This window comes from Pelagibaculum spongiae, from assembly GCF_003097315.1.
Classification (GTDB): Bacteria; Pseudomonadota; Gammaproteobacteria; order Enterobacterales; family Pelagibaculaceae; genus Pelagibaculum; species Pelagibaculum spongiae.
In genome coordinates, this window is sequence record NZ_QDDL01000001.1 from 987,365 (window position 1) to 1,007,134 (window position 19,770).

Annotated in this window: 14 protein-coding genes; 4 read left to right on the forward strand and 10 right to left on the reverse strand. The window is 40.7% G+C overall.

Annotated elements, in window-relative coordinates; translation table 11 throughout:
* Positions 1–252: 252 nt before the first annotated feature.
* The 8 genes from DC094_RS04235 to rbsK all read right to left on the reverse strand — a co-directional run bounded on the left by DC094_RS04235 (position 253) and on the right by rbsK (position 12,168).
* Positions 253–2,328, reverse strand: a complete 2,076-nt coding sequence (locus tag DC094_RS04235) for a cysteine peptidase family C39 domain-containing protein (RefSeq protein ID WP_116685817.1) — start codon at positions 2,326–2,328, stop codon at positions 253–255.
* Complete coding sequence (locus DC094_RS04240) at positions 2,325–3,863, reverse strand: ABC transporter ATP-binding protein (protein ID WP_158527207.1); 1,539 nt, start codon at positions 3,861–3,863, stop codon at positions 2,325–2,327. Before DC094_RS04240 ends, DC094_RS04235 begins: the two co-directional genes overlap by 4 nt.
* Positions 3,864–4,338: 475 nt before the next feature.
* Positions 4,339–5,196 (reverse strand): hypothetical protein, encoded by an 858-nt coding sequence (locus DC094_RS04245; protein WP_116685819.1) that lies wholly within the window; start codon positions 5,194–5,196, stop codon positions 4,339–4,341.
* Positions 5,197–5,217: 21 nt separating this feature from the next.
* Positions 5,218–6,969 (reverse strand): HlyD family secretion protein, encoded by a 1,752-nt coding sequence (locus DC094_RS04250; RefSeq protein WP_116685820.1) that lies wholly within the window; start codon positions 6,967–6,969, stop codon positions 5,218–5,220.
* A 40-nt stretch (positions 6,970–7,009) separates the two neighbouring features.
* Positions 7,010–8,707: a radical SAM/SPASM domain-containing protein gene (locus DC094_RS04255; RefSeq protein WP_116685821.1), complete on the reverse strand. Its 1,698-nt coding sequence runs from the start codon at positions 8,705–8,707 to the stop codon at positions 7,010–7,012.
* 69 nt (positions 8,708–8,776) lie between these two features.
* Positions 8,777–9,940: a hypothetical protein gene (locus tag DC094_RS04260; RefSeq protein ID WP_116685822.1), complete on the reverse strand. Its 1,164-nt coding sequence runs from the start codon at positions 9,938–9,940 to the stop codon at positions 8,777–8,779.
* 18 nt (positions 9,941–9,958) lie between these two features.
* The gene (locus tag DC094_RS04265) at positions 9,959–10,813 is read right to left on the reverse strand and encodes a CPBP family intramembrane glutamic endopeptidase (RefSeq protein WP_116685823.1); all 855 of its coding nucleotides are present in this window, start codon (positions 10,811–10,813) and stop codon (positions 9,959–9,961) included.
* A gap of 365 nt (positions 10,814–11,178) precedes the next feature.
* Positions 11,179–12,168, reverse strand: coding sequence for a ribokinase (rbsK, locus tag DC094_RS04270; protein WP_116685824.1), 990 nt, complete (start codon positions 12,166–12,168; stop codon positions 11,179–11,181).
* A gap of 171 nt (positions 12,169–12,339) precedes the next feature.
* Between rbsK and DC094_RS04275 the strand changes: the two genes are divergently transcribed.
* Positions 12,340–13,281, forward strand: a complete 942-nt coding sequence (locus DC094_RS04275; protein WP_116685825.1) for a nucleoside hydrolase — start codon at positions 12,340–12,342, stop codon at positions 13,279–13,281.
* 337 nt (positions 13,282–13,618) lie between these two features.
* Here the strand turns inward: DC094_RS04275 and DC094_RS04280 are convergent, their stop codons facing one another.
* Together DC094_RS04280 and DC094_RS04285 are read right to left on the reverse strand one after the other, a co-directional pair.
* Positions 13,619–14,458, reverse strand: a complete 840-nt coding sequence (locus DC094_RS04280) for a putative metalloprotease CJM1_0395 family protein (protein ID WP_116685826.1) — start codon at positions 14,456–14,458, stop codon at positions 13,619–13,621.
* A 48-nt stretch (positions 14,459–14,506) separates the two neighbouring features.
* A complete protein-coding gene (locus DC094_RS04285) occupies positions 14,507–15,001 on the reverse strand; it encodes an FKBP-type peptidyl-prolyl cis-trans isomerase (protein WP_116685827.1) in 495 nt (164 codons plus the stop codon).
* A 772-nt stretch (positions 15,002–15,773) separates the two neighbouring features.
* Here DC094_RS04285 and DC094_RS04290 point away from each other — a divergent pair.
* The 3 genes from DC094_RS04290 to DC094_RS04300 all read left to right on the forward strand — a co-directional run bounded on the left by DC094_RS04290 (position 15,774) and on the right by DC094_RS04300 (position 19,739).
* Positions 15,774–17,036 carry an imelysin family protein gene (locus DC094_RS04290; RefSeq protein ID WP_116685828.1) on the forward strand — a complete coding sequence of 421 codons (1,263 nt, stop codon included), beginning with the start codon at positions 15,774–15,776 and terminating at the stop codon, positions 17,034–17,036.
* An 88-nt stretch (positions 17,037–17,124) separates the two neighbouring features.
* Positions 17,125–18,585, forward strand: a complete 1,461-nt coding sequence (locus DC094_RS04295; RefSeq protein WP_116685829.1) for a di-heme oxidoreductase family protein — start codon at positions 17,125–17,127, stop codon at positions 18,583–18,585.
* A 68-nt stretch (positions 18,586–18,653) separates the two neighbouring features.
* Positions 18,654–19,739, forward strand: a complete 1,086-nt coding sequence (locus tag DC094_RS04300) for an imelysin family protein (protein ID WP_116685830.1) — start codon at positions 18,654–18,656, stop codon at positions 19,737–19,739.
* Positions 19,740–19,770 lie beyond the last annotated feature (31 nt).

Consider the following 19,770-nt stretch of genomic DNA (forward strand, 5'->3'; position numbering starts at 1 on the left):
CTGGCCGTAATTTTGCCGCAATTACTGCCTAACCTCAATTGATATATCTAATTATATTAACTGAACTCCATTGACTAACTGTTTTCCAAAAAAAATAATCTCAACCATGTTTTTTAAACACTTACAATCAACTCATTTTTAAATCCCAATAGGTGGTTGAAACCCTGATTTTCTCTATGAAAAACAACAGCTGACAGCAGAAATTATTTTTTAATCGAAACCAATAGCACCAAACAATGGAATGTGAGCATATTAACCTAGCTCATTTGCATGTGCATAATCTATATTAGAAAATTTTTCGATATCAATTATACAGTCGCATAACTTCAGTATTTCATGTCGATGGGTCGCCAATACTAATGCCACACCCTGACCACGTAATCGCTCGATAATTCTGTAGCTCTGGGTTAACGATAAATGACTAAAAGCTTCATCAAAAAAGATACATTCTTGGCTAAAGTACAGCGCTCTAGCCAATGCTAGACGCTGCTTTTCTCCCCGACTCAGCCCTAACGACTCGAGTAATAATGGTTTATCATGCTGTAGTAAAAAACCAACTCGTGACCATAGTTCGCTCTGTTTAAGTACCCAACAAATTTTTTCATTATCTACTAGTTGTCCAGAAGAAATATATTGTTGTAATGTTCCGGAAACATCTTCCTCAGCAAACACGTAACCGACCGGTGCATTAGAATGTAGTGGACTGCCTTTAAAATAAACTTGGCCTATTACTGGTTGCCGCTGGCCAGATAACACCTCCATTAGTGTTGTCTTTCCGCAACCGCTAGAACCACTAAAACCTGTAATAACTGATGACTCGATGTCCAAAGAAACCTGCCGAAACAGATCACTATCTACCCCGTTATAACCAAAACCCATCTGACGCGCGCTAATCAAACTGCCACTACAAATATCTACTTCATTTGAAGCGATAATCGGCTGTTCACATTCAAACTGTTCATCTTTTAACAGTTCGCCTGCTCGGCGGGCAAAGGGCTGCATTTCAAAGAATTGCTGAATTTGCTGACTGGCTATTTGTAATTGAACTAGCAGCAACAGCGCCATAGATTCGGCTAAAAGAAAACTGCCATAACTCAACTTACCTTGCGCTAATAACAAGCCCCCACCAAAGGTAAAAATAGCTGGAGAAAGTGAAGTCAAGCTACGTGATACAGATTGGTATAATAGCAAAGCACGTTCTTTTTCAGCTTCACATGCTACGACTCGACTAATAGGTATTAAAGCTGCACTAAATAAATATTTTTGTAGCCCCATGGCATAATAACGTTGCTGACTCTGTAATTGCTGAGAAGTTTTTGCATGATAATTTGATGATTCTATCTGCAACTTAAGCGATAACTCTCGTAGTTTAAATCGAATACACCACGCCCAAACAGTCAACAATAGAAAAGGCATCAACCCCAATAGCAAAAATAACGGATCAATTAAATATAATATTGCCGAGCAGGCAGCTAGCAACAGTAATTGTTCAGCGATGCTGCTTGATATCACCATACAAAGTTGCAAGTACTGGCTAGCTTCAGACAAACGAAATATTAATTCATCGGGGTGATAAGTTTCAAAAAAACGCAAGCTTCTCTGGCTTATCTTTTGAATAAAAAAGTGATTGAAGCTAGCGAATAATTGCTGCTGATAACTTTGCTTGAAATCTTGGTAGATCCAATTAAAGACCGATTTCACTAATAAAAGTATTAACCCAGAGAAACCGAGCCATACTCCCCATCCCGACAAACTATAATCTATCGCATAATCAAAAAAACCTCTCTTTATCCCACCGAACCCCAATTCGAACAAAAAAACAATTATCGCAGGAAATATTGAAATTATTACTAGATAGCGCAGCGTTTTTAACATGCCAGGAAACTGCTTTATCACTGATTCTGGCGTTGATTTATCAATAGTTTCTGGTGCAAGAATATCAATACACAAACCGGTATAACTATTGCAAAATTCAGTTGAAGAAATTACTCGACGGCCTGAAGCTGGATCATTAATCCATGCCTGATCAGCAGTTAAACCTTCCAGCACTACAAAATGATTTAGATTCCAATGAACAACGACCGGATGCTCTATCGATTCAAGCCTTTTAACACCTCTTTTTATGACGGTTGCCTGACAACCTAACGTCTGAGCACCACGTTGAATATTCGCGATGCTCGCGCCATCACGGCTCACGCCACATAAGCGTCGTAATTGATAACTACCAATCACACATCCTGCATGTTCAAGAATAATACCGAGGCAAGTCGAACCACAATCAACCTGACTGGCTTGAATTCTCGCTGGTGTTTTAAAAACTTGACTCATACAGCACCTACATCCCGAGAAAGCACAATGCTGCGATCAGCAAACTTCTGCAAGTGCGCTCTATGCGAAACAAAAAATATTTGCTGAAATAACGGTCTAATATTTTTTAATATTTCGATTTCCATTTTTTCAGGAAGGCCTGACATAGCTTCATCCATAACTAGAATAATACTACGCTTTAAAATTGCTTGAGCTAGCACAATACGTTGTTGTTCACCTGTTGAAAAGCTTGCTTGAGTGTCGAGAATTGGTGTATCTAACCCGAGTGGAAGACGGCGGACTCTATCGTCTAACTTGACCAATTCCAAGGCATGCCAGACATCTCGTTCAGCAACTTTCAAACTAGCAAATAAATTGAGGTTATCTTTTAAACTACCTGGAAGTAATTCACTTTTTTGCTCAACATAAGAAAATATTTTGCATCGTTCATCAGCATCCATTGCATGTGGATTCACCCCTAATACTTCAATTTTACCTGAAACAGGCTTTTGCAATCCCAGCAAACAATGTAAAAAAGTTGTCTTTCCTGCTCCTGATTCCCCACAAATGTGAACAATTTGTTGTCCAGAGATTTGAGACAAACCCTTTTGTTCGAGAACACATTGATACGGAAGTTTTAAATCATGAAATGCTACTGAAGCATCTGGTGTCGTAATGGGTTCTTTTTTATGTGATCTCAATCCAGCAATAAGTTTGCGACAAGAATAAAGATCATATTTAACCTGAGATAGCTGATTAAACAACTGAGCTACCCTTGGCGACATTTGATAGCAAGTGTTTATTAAGTGTAAGATTATAAATGCATCAGCAATAGCTAATTCAGAACCAGTTGAGTCAGCAGAAACCAACAAAAAACTAAGTCCAATAATAGAAAGTATTTGCACCAATCCTGATGAAAAATCTGGGAGCTGCTGAGTTAACAGTCCTAGTCGATCAACTTTTACTCGGCACTTAAGCGCCCTCATGTCATTTTCTAGCCATTCATCAAACAATGAATCCAACGCAACGAAGTGTCTTTTTATTTTAAAAGATGACAAGATTTTTCTTAGAGCACTCCTTTGCGAAGAATGAACTTGCGTAAAAGCCTCCCATTTTTTTATTTTCTTTTTTTCAATCATCACCTGAAAAAAACAACTAATTACAGCAAGCAGTAATGCCAAAACAAATAATGCTATTGGCAAGCGGATAAACATCATTATAAGTACAGGAACCAACACCAGCATGGCAACTGATAACTGTTGTATTTTTTGTATTGATCTAGCTGAATTAGTCAACTTTTGACACAATAATAATTGCTGTTCAGTATTATCATTCATCAATGCCGGCGGCAAAGACCATAATACCGATAGCTGCACTAGCTTTTGCTGTTCATTGGCAGCTGAATCAACCATTAACTGAACTCGACCAATCAAGAATTGCCCAAGAAAAAATGATAATACGACTGCTGAAAATAACCACGCAACGGAAAACCAGCTATCAATCGACCTGTCAGGAACAATACTCGACAATACTGAAAAGTTAATTAAAAATAACATTGACTGTAGCCCGCCACTCAAGATCTGCAGCAAAAGCAATTGCTTAGTCAGCGGCTGGACATGCCTAAAGATAAACGAGGCAATTTTTTTTGGTTTTCTTGCTAATTCAGACTCAACTTTTTCAACCAGATAAAATACTGAAGTAATAGAAACAAGTTGTTCAATATTAACTCGGTGCTCGACGTTTGAATTCAACTGATATAAGTAAAATTGTGGTTCACCCAATATTCGAAATTTCTTCTTAATTAGGATAGGTCCATACTCGCGATGGTCAGCCAGCATTAAACTTAAATTATTCAGTGCTTGATAGACATCAGGACAAGAAATCGCGACTAAGTTTAATTTTTTTAGCCATACCTTCCAAGCAGCTAAATCATTATCAATTGGCTTTGACAAATTCGCAGCAGCACGAACAGAATAAACACAACCACCGAGAAAAGATTGAAGTTGCAACAAAACCGCTCACTCCCAGTGACTAATCTTTCTGATACAGAGAATCAAGTGCTGGCCAAAAGACCCAGCTAGTAAGAGGCATTTTTATTGGGTTTTCCGAGTTAAAACGCTTCAGCCGAATCCTGGTTGGCTCTGGAAAATCTGTTGCAAAATGTTGACTGCGGCAAAAAAATGCTATTTTCTCAGCGATAGAAAATGCTAATACTGATTGACTGCTCTCTGTTGTATACAACTCAACCTGGCGTTCCGTAGCTGGATCAGCAACTTCTGCAAACAATTTAGGAGACATATCAGAAAAATAAAATACAACCGTAGTATCTGTAATTTTTCGCTTAAGAGATTTCAACCACCCATCGTCAAAAGTTTGCGATATCATTTGACACTTATGCAATAGTTCACCAGCATTTTTAATCGCCTGAAGTCTTGGATCTAACTGCTGATTCTGGTGTAGCAATACAAACTTTTCGAAACCTTTTTCGTAGTGAAAATACTGAAAAAGAAGATATGCGATAGAAAAACAACAATGGTGATGCGGCAATTCAACCAGCACAGGTTTAGCCTGCTCGGCTTCATCTTCAACATCAAGCAACATCCGGTCTTCGATAGCAGAAAAATATTCCTCAGCCTGCATCAAATTCATTGATTGAATCAAATGTGGTTCTAAATAAAAATCGACAACATTTTTCAGTGCTTGTGTGTTTTCATCATTATTTACTATATTTGAATCAATCGATTTTAGATCAACATGATTATAATCTTCTTCTTTAATGAAATGTAAAATCTTGTTTCTTTCAATAATAGGGTTTACTGATTGCGCTAACTTTTGGATTACTGTTAAATCAAATCTTGATTTAATTTCTTCTTCACTTGCATATTCCATAACAGATACCTCATGAAACTTTTATTCGAAGTAACGAGTAATCAAGGGCAAGATCACTTCAATTGGAGGGACACTACCCACCCGAATTTTACTTTTAGTTGTGCTGCCTATCGCAAGAGGAATATCTGGTGGTTTCCCATCCCATTGATACCGTCCATTTTCATCCTTTTTCAGGTCAATAATTACTGCCACCCCCGATTGCTCCCCTGCAATTTTTTGCGCCAACTCAGATGTACCTATCAGAGCTTCTGCTTCAATTGAAGTAGTAATTAATTTACTTAATTGCCGTACGCTTGCTTTTAATTGAGCTCCCGCTAAAGTCTTTACATAATCTGGTTTGACTAACACACCATTACCCGGCGTAATTCTTTTCGCCTGATCTGAAGCCACCAGAGCAATATTAACTAACTCGCTGGTTTTCCATTGATCACCTATGATTTGTAACGATGAGAAAACCGGTGCCTTCTCAATATCTAACAAATCAAAATCTACTAGCTTAAGATATTTAATTCGATCACTTCCGTCATTTAAAGAAATAACGAACCTATCGCCTTTTTGTTTAACAGAAATTAAATTAGGCTCAACATCTATTAAATCAGCTACTATGCGCTGCACCTGATATACAAATTGATAGGCTGACTTCGTAAAATTGGCATCCAGTGTAATTTTTTTTTGCTGTGAGAAATATGAAAACTTCATATTGCCAGCAACCGCTCTTGGAGAAATTACTAGCATTTGCCTTACGTCTTGATCCACCATACCTAATAGTGCAACCGATTCACCTCTAACAACGCCTTGTCCGATTGTTTTATTTACAGCAAGTAGCTCACCAGAATAAGGAGCAATAATTCGTGAGCCACGCCATAAATCTCGTTCTTTCTGTAGCAGTGTTTGACGATACTTAAGCTCTTCAAGATTTAACTCATCTTTACCTGCTAAAAATGCTTCTCGAGTTTCTTCGATCTTATGATTTAATTCAATCAACTTGACATCCTGTTCAGCAATTAGCATTTGCAAGTCATAGATGTCTTTTTTCAACCTTTGCCGGTCAAGGCTAGAGCGAGGTGACCTTAACGACAATTCAGAGAATGATTGCAAAGTCACACTGTGCTGCTGTAAACCATCAAGATATTCCTGCTGATTTACAAGATTACTCTTTTTTAACTTATCTAAATCAAATAGAAAGCTTTGGTATGCTGTCATTAATTTATTTAGAACTTTTCCCTGATCAGCAAGTGATTGCTTTTGACGCTTAGAAAACACATCAGCAGCAGCAATCAAAGTATCTTTCAAATCGGCCAAGCTCTTTTTACTGCGTTCTATATTACTTATTTGCAACGCTATAGTATCAAGTGTCCGATTTTGGCTCGCTGTTGCATTGAGCTGACGATGAACCAATGCTTTTTTATTCTCTAAATAACTTCTTCTGGCCTGGAGAAAATTTTCATCTGCACCCAAAGGCGATAACTCCAACAAGATATCACCTGCTTCAATTACTCGCTGCGGATCGCCCTGACGGGAAGTCACCACACCTTCACTAAAAGCATTTATTTCTCTTACACCACCTAGAGGCAACACCATTCCAGTCGCCTCAACTTCAATTGGTAATTCCGATAAAAACAACCATGCGGTAAGAGCAAATAAAAAAAAGCTACTACTAAAAAGAAACGGCCAAAAAACTGATTCATTTCTTAATGGTATTAAAAGGCTTAACTGGCTTTCTTGATTTTGCTTTCTCTGTAATAGGAAAGACTTTCTGAATAATCGACTCATAACATTTCTTCATTAGCTTTTAACTGGAAATGATTTGTTTTCATGAAACATCTAATTGGTTAGGACGAGGGGTATTAGCATGTGTCACATCAACTATCGATATTTGCTGATCAATGTCTTCTGAAGCACTCCGGTTAATAAATTTTTGAACATCCAGACCGGTTTCTTCAAATACATGATTTCTGGCTGCTTGCATTGAATGCTGGTTGTGCCTAACACCTGATTGCTCTGCCAAGCAGGTAGCCTGTTCAGGTAACCATTCCGAAGCAACGACAACCCCTTTAGATTTTGCTCGAGAGAATAAGTACTCAGCAGTATTCCATTTCCAATCCGGGCATGGCAGCGCATGCTCATCACCTTCACCATGGAATACAAAACGATGCGGACAGTGGCCTCCGCACATAGGTAATATTTTACAACTACGGCAAACCTCGTTATCGAAAGGCGTCCATGCTTGCCACAATCTTCCATGATCACTTTCAGTTAAAGCTGCAACATCGCTAATATGCCCCACTCTTTTTTCTGAATCATGGGCGGTATCCCAACACTTATGCACATCACCCAAATGGTTGATCACATAACCATTATCTTGTGCAGCAACACACATACCAAGAATTCCAGCAGGTGGCGTAGCTTCACCGGTTAAGCCGAGCGCTCTTGATTTTTCTGATAAGTCAGCGAGCGCCGCACTAAATTCAAGTTTGCTTAACCCGGTATCAAACGCAGTCCCACTCTCGACTGTTGCCGCATCAATTGGCGCGAAATAAACAGAGAAATTTCCTTTTTCAGTAAATTTCCTATTTGCCAAATCAATTAACAATTCATGGCATTCCTGAACATTCTGTCGACCAACATTAACTCGCAAGCTAATAGCTAGCGGCGTTTGCTCGAGCACTTCAGCCAAATTACTCATAATAACGTCAAATGAACCACGGCCAGATAACATTGGTCTCATCGCATCATGGGTTTCTTGCAAACCATCAATTGTCACTTGTGCAGCATGACAGCGTCTTGAATAAAGTTGACTAGCAACTTCAGCAGTTAAAAAATAACCATTCGTAACAATCATTGCGCTAAAATCAATCTGACCCTTGTCACAATATGAAATCATTCGATCGGACAGCTTGAATATTTCATTTTTTGCCATTAATGGCTCACCACCGTACCAGGTCACTGAAAGTCGCTTTAATCGTTCAGAACCATGATCAATCAACCCCATAATATGATCAGGGATATCTGCCGTTATTTTTTTAGTGTCTTTATCCTGCCCTTGAAAACAATAACCACAGGCCAAATTGCATGCCATAGTAGGAGCAATAGTTAAAGTCATTACTTCTGGATTTTTTCGCGCATAAAAATACTGGTTTTTTACTAGTTCTAACTCATCGATATTTTCATCGACTAAGAAACCATCCTGAGACAACCCTGCAATTAATGATATATCCGAATAATCTTCATACTTTTCAGTCCCCCCGTCTAAAAAGAGTAAATAGCTTTTATATTCTTCGACAGTCAGCTTTGACATCGCTCGGGTAACCGAGTTAAACAATAAAACATCACCTGTTGATAGCTGGACAACAATATTATATTGAGAGATTTTTTGATTCTTAATCACAGAAAATTGAGAAGGTCTTTTGTAACGCTGCCGAAATCGCCTTGCCGTTTGTTTGATCGCTAATTTTTCTACCGATTCCTGATCTAGGTTTTTTATTTTTGGATTATGGGAGATATTTTTCATTATGCAGCGCCTCGTATTTAAACTTATAATAATATCCAAACCAGCGTCCTTGCTGACTTTATTTTTTAATTAACAGGATGGTAGTAATGGAATAATATTAATAAGACATGCTGAAACAGGGTCTCCTGGAACATTAATCCCACAAACACCAACACCTATGCCGCCACCTGCATCAACACCGCATGCAGTAGCTAAAGCTGCACAAGGAATTTGTACATCCGCACCACACGCGTTCGCATTCGCAGCACAAGCGCCCAAAGCACCTGTTTGAGCACCACAAACACCGGCATTTGCTGCGCAAGCATTTCCAACACCCGCATTTACACCACAAGCACCTGAATTTACAGCACAAGCATTAAGCACGCCAGCTGCCGTACCACAAGCACTAGCATTGGCTGTACAAGGGCTAACCGCTGAAGCCGCTGCACCACAAACACTTGCATTTAGCGCACAAGGGCTGATTATTGCTGTTTTAGCACCGCAAACAATAAAATCTGCAGCGCAGGGATTTCCAGCAGAAAGGTTCGTGCCACAAGCAATTGCACCTCCGAGAGTTATATTATTGAAGCTCTGGTTAATGCCACAGGCACCAACACTTCCCACCGATGCAGAACCACTACCAACATTAGAGCCGCAAGTTCCAGCATCAGCAGCACAAGCTCCGTCTAAAAGCGTGTGTTGTGAGCCACACTGGCTGCTATTTGCAGCACATGCAGCACCTACTGGAATACCATTCAACTGGAGTTCAATTTCCGAGATATTTCTGTCTTCCATTTCATCATCGTCATCCATCACCGACTCTGAAACATCTAACAAAATCCCTCTTGCATACGCCATAAAAATATCTGGCGCTATTTCTAAATCAATTATTTTTTCGCCTGTTTCAAAATCTTCAGGCAAGCCCCGCATCGCGATTACTCGTTGATTAACCGATAGCACTGTATAATCAGCGACACCACTAATTCTTATAGATAGTTGGCCACCTAATTGATCAAGATGTTCCGCTCGATATACTGCGGGCAACATTTCCAACATAGTAACGTCAAATGGAGCTTCTGGAGTATTATTGATCTGGATTGTTTGCCACCTGCTATCCAATAAAAAATCAGGCTCAATATTTATTCCTGATGCAAAATTATTAAAAGCGGCAATACTGGATACTCTTTCAGAATCGAGTCGACAGACTTCCTGCTGACTTAATGCTAGCATCGATAAAGAGTCGATTTGTTGCATTACTTTCTCCTTATTTATTTAAATAATGGCCTCAAGATCACGTACAGAAGCCATCCTCCTACGTCTCACAATTACTTGCGGACGATTTTCTAGACTTTCATTTACTTTCTGATATTGAAAGTCGACAGACAACTCTTTATCGACACTGATTTCAGTAAAACTAATTTTTAATTTTTGTATTTTTTTTCGATGTAAAATCCACCCACTTGCCGTTGCTATACAAAGCAAACAAAAAGGCATTACGACATAAAATGTAACAGATGGTATTGGAACGCTATTTTTGGCTACTAAGTAAGTAGCGAGGTTAACTAAGCTATGAAGAGTCATCAACGAAAGCAATGAGAAATTATACTGCCGTAATACTGACAACAGCACACCAAAAGTAAAAAAGTACGCTGTAAGCCAAATATCTTTGTGTATGTGGATTAATGCAAATGCCACGCTGCCAAACAAAACCGTTCTGAAAAATGAATGTTTCCATACAATAGAAGGGATCAATCGAAAAATAACTTCTTCTGGAAAAGCGACCCAAACTAAATAATAAATGGTCATACCAAAAATCTGATTAAGAGGTATTTCTATTCCATACTTATTAGATATAACGTGAAAAACTGAAGCTAAAAATACCAGCAAGACAACATTAAAGAGCAGCTCTTTTTTTCCAGCTGAGATATCTTTCCTCGTTAAATATCCTTTAGCCATCGCAAAAGACACAAGACAAACAGAAACCAAAAAAACCAACAAGGGCAAGTAGTTAACAAAAACTCCTAACTGACTTTTAGAGAAGACAGCATTCAAAAAAAACATGCTTGCCAATGTCAACACGGATAAAAAATACAGCTGTCCACTACCCATATTTCTTCTTTCCCCCATAACTTCACAGCTTTCTCTTATATATTTTTTGAAAGTTTTTTATGATTTTTTTGTAAAGCTTGTTGTGTATCTAAATGTGCTCCATTCGCTTTTCTACTATTGACCACACAAAATCAGGCGATACATTATGTAAATGAAGCACTATTTATGATTTGCTTGTTATCTCACTGCCAAGCATAAAATAAAAATAATTTAAGGGTAAGTGGCACAAGAAATCAGACAAGAAGGGATGACAATATTAAATTGATATTCTACGTAATTGTTTTTTATCTACGGCATACAAGTAGTGGATTACATGACATTTAATCCACTACTCGCTACATCGAGGAAAATTAAGTTATGTGATAAATAGTAACTAATAAAGGTTATTTAGCTGACTCTAAAAATTCATTAACATCTGTCAATTTTGGAATACTGCTTTGAGCGCCTGCTTTACTAACACACAAAGCCGCTGCCGCATGGGCAAACCTTGCTGCCGCTTCAATTGAATCGCCTTGTAATAGTCGAATAAAAAAAGCACCATTAAAAGTATCACCAGCGGCTACAGTATCAACAACTTCAACTTTAAAACCGGCAATCTTTTGACCGGCTATTTTCTGATCTGAACTCTGCTGGCTGATCCAAACACCTTCTGCACCTAGAGTGATCATCACATTCGTCACTCCCTGCTGATGAAACCATCGCGAGGCTTGATCTGCCGAATGTTGGTCAATTATTGCAATACCACTCAGCAACTCAACTTCGGTTTGATTGGGAGTGATCCAATCTAACAGCGGATACAAACTTGTAGGCAGTTCAGCTGCTGGTGCAGGATTCAATGCCACAGCTATTTGATTGGCTTTGGCAATTGCAGCTGCTTGCACCACACCTTCCAATGGCGTTTCCAGCTGCATTAGTAATAATGAAGCTGATTCGAACAAACCGGCATGCTGTTTTATATGTTGCGAATCCAAAGCGGCATTAGCACCTGCGGCAAGCACAATCTGATTTTCGCCTTGAGCGTTTACCTGAATCATTGCAACGCCTGACGGCAACTCAGCGCTACAGCTTATTCCTTGGGCACTAATACCATCAGAAATAAGCGCCTGTTTTAATTGCAATCCAAGTGGATCACTTCCCAAGCAGGTAATAAATTCTACGCTGCCTTTATTACGACCATCTTTATCATGACTGTTTTTATCATAGTGAGTCACACAACCTAACGCTCTGGCCGCCGCGACGGCCTGGTTGGCACCTTTACCACCAAAGTGAACTTGATAATCACTGCCTGCCAAGGTTTCTCCTGGCTGCGGAAAGCGCGGCACTTGAACCACATGATCGATATTAGAACTTCCTAACACTAAAAGTTTTGTCATTTTTTGTTCACCACTCCGAAGCGAAACATTCAATTATTTTAATGTTTCGCTAAAAGAATTTACATAGATTTAAATTACGACATCAAAACAGATTCAGTTGATCAAACTGCACGATGCAGAATCAATTTTCGGCCATACTAGCTGCCATGATTAACCAAACTTAATGTGCTCATGGCAACAAAATTCATTATTGATACGGACCCAGGGATTGATGATGCACTCGCGATTGCTTGTGCTTTCGCCGATCCACAGATTGAAGTTCTGGCATTGACCAGTGTATTTGGCAACGCATCGGTTACTCAAACCACTGAAAATGCATTACGCATTCTTGAAGTATTAGAACAAGATGTGCCAGTTTACCCCGGCGCACATCGTCCATTAACTATGCCTGCCAAAGATTTCCCTGCGTTTGTTCATGGTGAAAATGGCTTGGGCAATATTCCGCAACCCAAGGCTAAACGCCAGCCAGAACCGATCAGTGCTGCCCAGTATATTGTGAATGCTGCCAATCAATACCCCGGCGAGATCACCATTGTAGCGCTTGGACCTTTAACCAACCTTGCATTAGCCGTGGCGTTGGATCCAACCGTGGCACAGAAAATTAAACGAGTGGTCAGCATGGGAGGCAACCTGCATGTACCGGGCAATGTTAGCGCCGCAGCAGAAGCCAATATTTATTGTGACCCTGATTCAGCAGACCAGGTTTATAATGCTGGCTGGCCAGTTAGTGTGGTTGGACTAGATGTTACTCATCAAGTGACCACCACCATCGAATACTTCGAACAGTTAGAAAAAAAACAGCCGATTGTTGGTAAATTCCTTCATCAGATCACCCGCTTCTATATGGATTTTTATCAGGACTGCTATCAAATCGATGGTTGCCACATTCACGATTCTTCAGCAATTGCTTGTGCGACTCATCCAGAATGGTTTGGTATGGAAAGCGGGCAATTACGGGTAGTTTGTGACGGTGAATGTAAGGGTAAGCTATTACTTCATAAAGACGCCGGTTATATTCACAAATTTAATCCATGGCTAGAAAAACCTGAAGTAGATGTGGCCGTTACCGTTGACGTGAAAGCCATAAGCAACTGGCTTGATACTATTTTTTGATTGTTGGATTTAATCATTAAAAAATATTTTTACTAGCGTTTAGCTCAAGCTTTTCTATCCGCTATAAAAACAATGCCCGTTTCTCGAACGGGCATTATTTACATCTCAAGCCGCTTTATCTGCATGCAATTAATCCTGCAATCTGCCACTACAATTTTTTTCTTGCCCATTTTTGCAGAAAAAATCTTTGATGACAGCAGATACTAAACTTCCAGCACCTACTGGCTTAACCTAATAGCAATAAAAAAAAATCTACCCGACAACATGACCAATAGTAATTGCATTACTGGCAATGCCATCGGGAAATTTAAAACCATCAGCTTTTATTAACTGGCACTTATAAAAAACTACTCACCAAGCTACCTTGCGGAAAAGTTTTAGCAAAAACACCACTGTCAACAAATTTACGCTCTAGCGCCAGCCGCGCTTCTGCATTTTGTTTTTGCTCAGGTGCTTGTGGATTTGAAGCGACTAATTCTGTTTGGGGGTTACTACTAGCCGGGTGCTCATTTTTATTTTCATCAACCTGTCTTACTGCTTGCTGATCGGACACCGGTTCGTCAGACATAACTATACGCAACTCAGCTTGCTCAGATTTTTGCTGCATTTGCTGTAAATCGGCCAGTTCACCCATTGCATCATTTAACATAACTGAAGCCTGAGCAGCTACCTTGCGATCTTGAGCCGATGGCTGAGCCGGTGCATTAGCCGCTTGAATGACTGCCTGCATTTTTTCAACTGTCGCCTGAGGATCACCAGAAATTTCTCCGGTATCAATGCTCACCTCACCATTTTTGGCATAAAGACGGCCATCAGGCCCTTTTTCATATTGAAAACTGGGGGAACTCGCATGGCCAGCACTAGCAGAAATATGTGCTTGCTCGTGGGTTTTAACTTCTTGGTCCCGACGTTTGAGCTGATCAACAACCGCTAAATCTTGTTGTGATAATTGCTGTTGCGGCGAATTTTTTGAAGTTTTTTTCTCAAGTGCTGACTGCTGCTCGGCTTGCTTAGTCGAATCGACCGGACGCTTGCTGATCGATTCTTCTTCTGAAGCTTGATGAACCGCTTCAGCAGTCACTGCAGGCACTGACTTATCCTGAGACTGTAGCTGCCGATTGGCTGAACAACTCGAATATAAGGCGCTGTTATCAGATCCTATCGAAGCAATGTTCATAAACTTACGGTCCCCTTTTCAATGGCCATTAATTTAAAAAATTAACGGTTACTCTTCTTCTATAGATAACAACTCAACTTCAAAAATTAGAGTGGAGTTGGATGGTATTTTTCCGATAGAACGTTCGCTGTAACACAGCTCAGAAGGAATGCATAATTGAGCTTTTGCGCCGACAGACATCAATTGTAGGGCTTCCATCAAACCTGGAATAACTTCATTCAATCCAAAAAAAGCCGGCTTGCCACGATCCACCGAACTGTCGAGCACGGTACCGTCAACTAGCGTGCCATGGTAGTGAGCTTTCACTCGACTGGTTGGGCTGGGATAATTTTTACCATCACCTTCTTCAATAATTTGGTACTGCAATCCACTACGGGTTGTTACCACCCCTTCTTTGCTTTTGTTCTGCTCTAAAAACGCTTGCTGCTCTTCTTGCAGCGCTAATGCTTTTTGTTTTTTTCGAGCCATTAGGCGTTGCCACATAAAAAACAAGAACATAGAAAAACCAATGGTTGAGCAAAGTACAATATATTCTTCGATCATCTGGGTATCCGTCTTAGCTGCAAAGGATGGTCAGCCAACTGCTATTGCTAACCAACAGTAAACGCTTAATAGATAAAGCAAACTACTCGGCAACTTATCACGATTTAACGCTGAGGCTTTAGGTCAGTTCCACCAGCACTGGAAAATCTCAGATATAAGGCAGCTGAGGTAAAATAACTAGCTGTAAAATGGTCGGCCAGTAGATTCTTTTCTGAGCGCATTGCAACCTAGCCCATTCCGTTAAAAGTGGCCTGACCTAGAGAAATTCCTGATTTCATCTGAATTCTGCAGCCTAATATGACCTGGGCATAGATTGATGCAGCCAAACCACTATCAATTAGTTAGCGAATACTTTATCAAACGAATCTGTGGATAACTTAGTGGATAGTACGCTTTATGAGGAACCAACTTTCATTAAGTTCATGTTTACATAGCGCAATCAGCATATTCTTAAAACTGTTCAAAAAACAACCAACACAAACTGCTTTTAAGGAATATTCTCAAACCAGCACTGCCTCCAATCATCCCAATAATGACTCTAATCACTTCTTAGGTAATGAAGCCGCTAGCGAAGGTACGTTGTCGCATAAAACCTGCAAAACAACATTCAGCAGCAAAACCTTAGCCATGCAAAAATTCGAGAATAAATTCAGACACAAGTGATATTGAGAATGATTCCTATTGACCTTATGAATGAGAATGCATATCATTTGCTTCGATTTTTCAAGCATCAATTATTTTGGTATTCATAATACCGGTCGGGAGTCCTCTAATGAAAAAAACCCTGTCTCTGGCAGCCGTATTGCTTTTCAGCGGTATCGCACACGCAGCGCCTACCGAAAAAGCCGTAGTAACTCACTATGCGGATCTGGCACAGGTGATTTATCAGGATTCGCTGATTACGGCACAAAATTTAAAGTATTCCATTGACCGTTTAATAAAAGATCCTACTCAGAACAATTTGCTAGCAGCACGCGCCGCATGGAAAGCCGCTCGCCACCCGTATCAGCAAACCGAAGCTTACCGCTTTGGAAATCCGGTTGTTGATGCATGGGAAGGTAAAGTAAATGCCTGGCCATTAGATGAAGGCTTAATTGATTATGTTGACGCTGGCTATGGCGACGAATCAGACGAAAACCCTTATTACATTGCCAACGTCATCGCTAATCCTAAATTGAAGCTTTCTGGCAAAACTATTAATGCTTCAAAGATCACACCACAGTTGTTAGAAAAAGACCTGCACGAAGTGGATGAAGTTGAAGCCAACGTTGCCACGGGTTATCACGCAATTGAATTTTTACTGTGGGGCCAAGATTTAAATGGTACTGGCGCTGGCGCTGGTAATCGCCCAGCCAGCGATTTTAATACCAAAAATTGCACCCATGGTAATTGCGACCGCCGCATTGAATTTTTAAATGCATCAGTTGATTTATTGCTGACTGACCTGCAATGGATTGTGAAAGCTTGGGAAAAAGGCGGCGAAGCACGTAAAGATTTAATGTCTCAGTCACCAAAAGCTGCTGTTGCAAGAATTTTTACTGGCATGGGTTCTTTGTCATACGGTGAATTAGCCGGCGAGCGAATGAAGCTTGGCCTAATGCTAAAAGATCCAGAAGAAGAGCATGATTGCTTTTCAGACAATACGCATTGGTCACATTATGATGATGCACTGAGCGTAAAAATCGTTTACACCGGTAGCTATACCCGTATCGACGGCAGCCGTTTCAGCGGCCCCTCCGCTTCTGATTTAGTGATTGCAAGCAATCCAAAAGCCGATGCAGAAATGCGTAAGGCGCTGCATAAAACCATGAGCAAAATGCAAGTTTTGGTTGATAGTGCAGAGCTGGAAGGTATCGCATATGACCAGCTGATTAGCGATAACAATACCAGCGGCAATATGAAAGTGACTGAAGCGATTAATGCATTGCTGTCACAAACTAAATTGATTGAAAAAGCTGTGTCAGCGTTGAAACTTGAACCGGTTGCTTTTGAAGGTTCTGATAGCTTGGATTCACCAGAAGTGATTGGCACCTAATATCCGCTTTAATTAAATCAGGAGGCTGAACTAGCAACCTCCTGGTTTAAAATACTTTTTAAAACTTATGTAGTAGAAGGATTGGTACATGCATTCCCGCCAGAATAAAAAAAATCTCACCGGCACTCTGCCGGTTTTGTTGTTTTTGGTCAGTAGCTTTTCTGCTATTGCCCAAACCAATCAACTTGAGCCAGGAGAGGCTTTTCCTGGCGGTGCTACAACGCATCAGAAAAAGCTTAATAAAAATTCTTTTTCCCATCCTTCGGCCAATATGTCATTTGAAAACCAATTAAATTTTCGGATTGGCAATGGTTTTTTTAAACGGTTATGGGTTTCTTCGCCAGCATCAACAAAAGCAGCCGATGGTTTAGGGCCGGTATATAACGCTCGGTCTTGCCAGCGTTGTCACTTAAAAGATGGTCGTGGCCACCCACCAGAAAATGCCCAAGATAATTCAGTTTCAATGTTTTTGCGTTTGAGTATTCCTGCGCAAAACCAGCAGCAACAACAATTATTAGATAGCGGCAGAGTCCCTGTGATTGCCGAGCCAACCTATGGCGGCCAATTGCAAGACTTTGCGGTACAGGGTCACAATGCTGAAGGTCGTATGGTGATTGAATATAGAGAAATACCGCTGCAATTAGCCGATGGCGAGGCAATCAGCTTGCGCATGCCTACTTACTCAGTTGCCGATTTAGGCTATGGCGCGATGCATCCCGATACCATGCTATCGCCTCGTATTGCGCCACAAATGATTGGCTTAGGATTACTAGAAGCGATCAAAGAAGAAGATTTACTGGCCAATGCCGATCCACAGGATAACAACAGCGATGGTATTTCCGGTAAGCCGAATAGGATTTGGAGTCCGCTGCACCAGCAAGTCATGCTCGGGCGCTACGGCTGGAAAGCCGGTAATGCCGGAGTAGACGAGCAATCGCAAGGCGCATTTTCTGGTGATATGGGTTTATCAACACCACTGCATCCAAATGGTTTTGGTGAATGTACCACCCATCAGAAAACCTGTACTGACGCCCTAAACGGCAATAGCCCGCAATATGAAAATCTGGAAGTCCACCAGCAAATTTCTGACTTGGTTTTATTTTATTCACGAAACTTAGCTGTGCCAGCCAGAAGAAACCCAACCAATGCCAACGTATTAGCAGGTAAAAAGCTATTTAATCAAACCGGCTGTGCCGCATGCCACACTCCAAGCTATACCACCGGCCAGCGTGACGATTTACCCGAACAATCTAATCAGAAGATCTGGCCTTATACCGATTTAATGTTGCACGATATGGGCCCGGGTTTGGCAGATAATCGCCCGGAAGGTTTAGCCAGCGGGCAAGAATGGAAAACTCCTCCATTGTGGGGTATCGGCTTAACGCCAATCGTCAATAATCATAGCTATTACTTGCATGACGGCCGTGCCCGTAGCTTGCTGGAAGCAGTTTTGTGGCATGGCGGTGAAGCGCAACCCGCGCGAGATAAGGTAGTTGCCATGAGCAAAGTCGAGCGCCAGCAACTGATCCAATTTATTGAGTCATTATAATTTTTCAATTTTGCCGCCAACACTGATTAAAGCACTAGCGGCAAATTATTTTTAGCGAGCATTGCTTAATGAAAAAACAGGCTTTAATTGGAATCAGCTTACTCTGTTCCAGCCATTTATTTTCGACACCAATATTTGCTGCCGATTGGACTAAAACCAACCAGCAGTTAATTGATCAACAAATTATTCCTTCTTATCAAAAGCTCAGTGCCAGCAGCGCTCAACTTGCTCAGCTGAGCCAACAGTTTTGTCAATCACCCAATCAAGCGGGTTTGCAAAGCTTGCAGCAACAATGGAAGCAGGTGATGGCCGACTGGACACAAGCTCAGCCAGTGCGCTTTGGTCCAGCAGATAGTTTTTTGCGCCATTACCGAATTGAAATGTGGCCAGATAAACGCAACACCGGTGGCCGGCAATTTAATAAAATGATTGCCAAAGCAGACCCAGCACTGCTTGAAACTAAAAAGTTTTCACGTTCTAGTGTTGCGCTGCAGGGCTTGACGGCATCTGAACGACTACTTTTCGGCAAAAAATCACAAGCCAGTTTATTTGGTGGTTCAGATAAAAATCAGTTTCGCTGTAACTTACAACTCGCCATTGCCAGTAATTTACAAGGCATCACCAGTAAAATTAAAGATGAATGGCAAACCGGCGAACAAAGCTATCGAGCGCTTTTATTGTCGACCGGACAAAAAGGTAACGATTTTTTCAGTTCCGATAGTGAAATTACCGCGCGTTTTTTAAATAACCTCTATACCCAGCTGCAATCTATCGTTGACCAAAAACTATTAGCGCCATTAGGCAGCAGTTTAGAAAAAGCCAAAGGCAAAAAGTCAGAATCATGGCGCAGTAAAAACTCACTAGAAAATATTAAAAACAACCTACTGGCCACCCAGCAATGGTATTTAATTGCTTTTGCTCCAGAGTTAAAAGGTCAGGCATTAGACGGCGATATTAAAGCAGCCTTCACTACTGCATTACTATCCGTCGATGCGATTAAATTACCTCTAGTACAAGCCGTCGCCGATGCAACACAGCGCGCTAAGGTGCAAACGCTGGTGAAAAATACCAGCAGCCTTAAAAATTTGATTGGAAGCAAGTTGCCCAGCGCAATCAATTTACCTTTGGGCTTTAACAGCCTAGATGGCGATTAGTTTTGTTTTAGCCTTTTTTGAGAAGTACTAC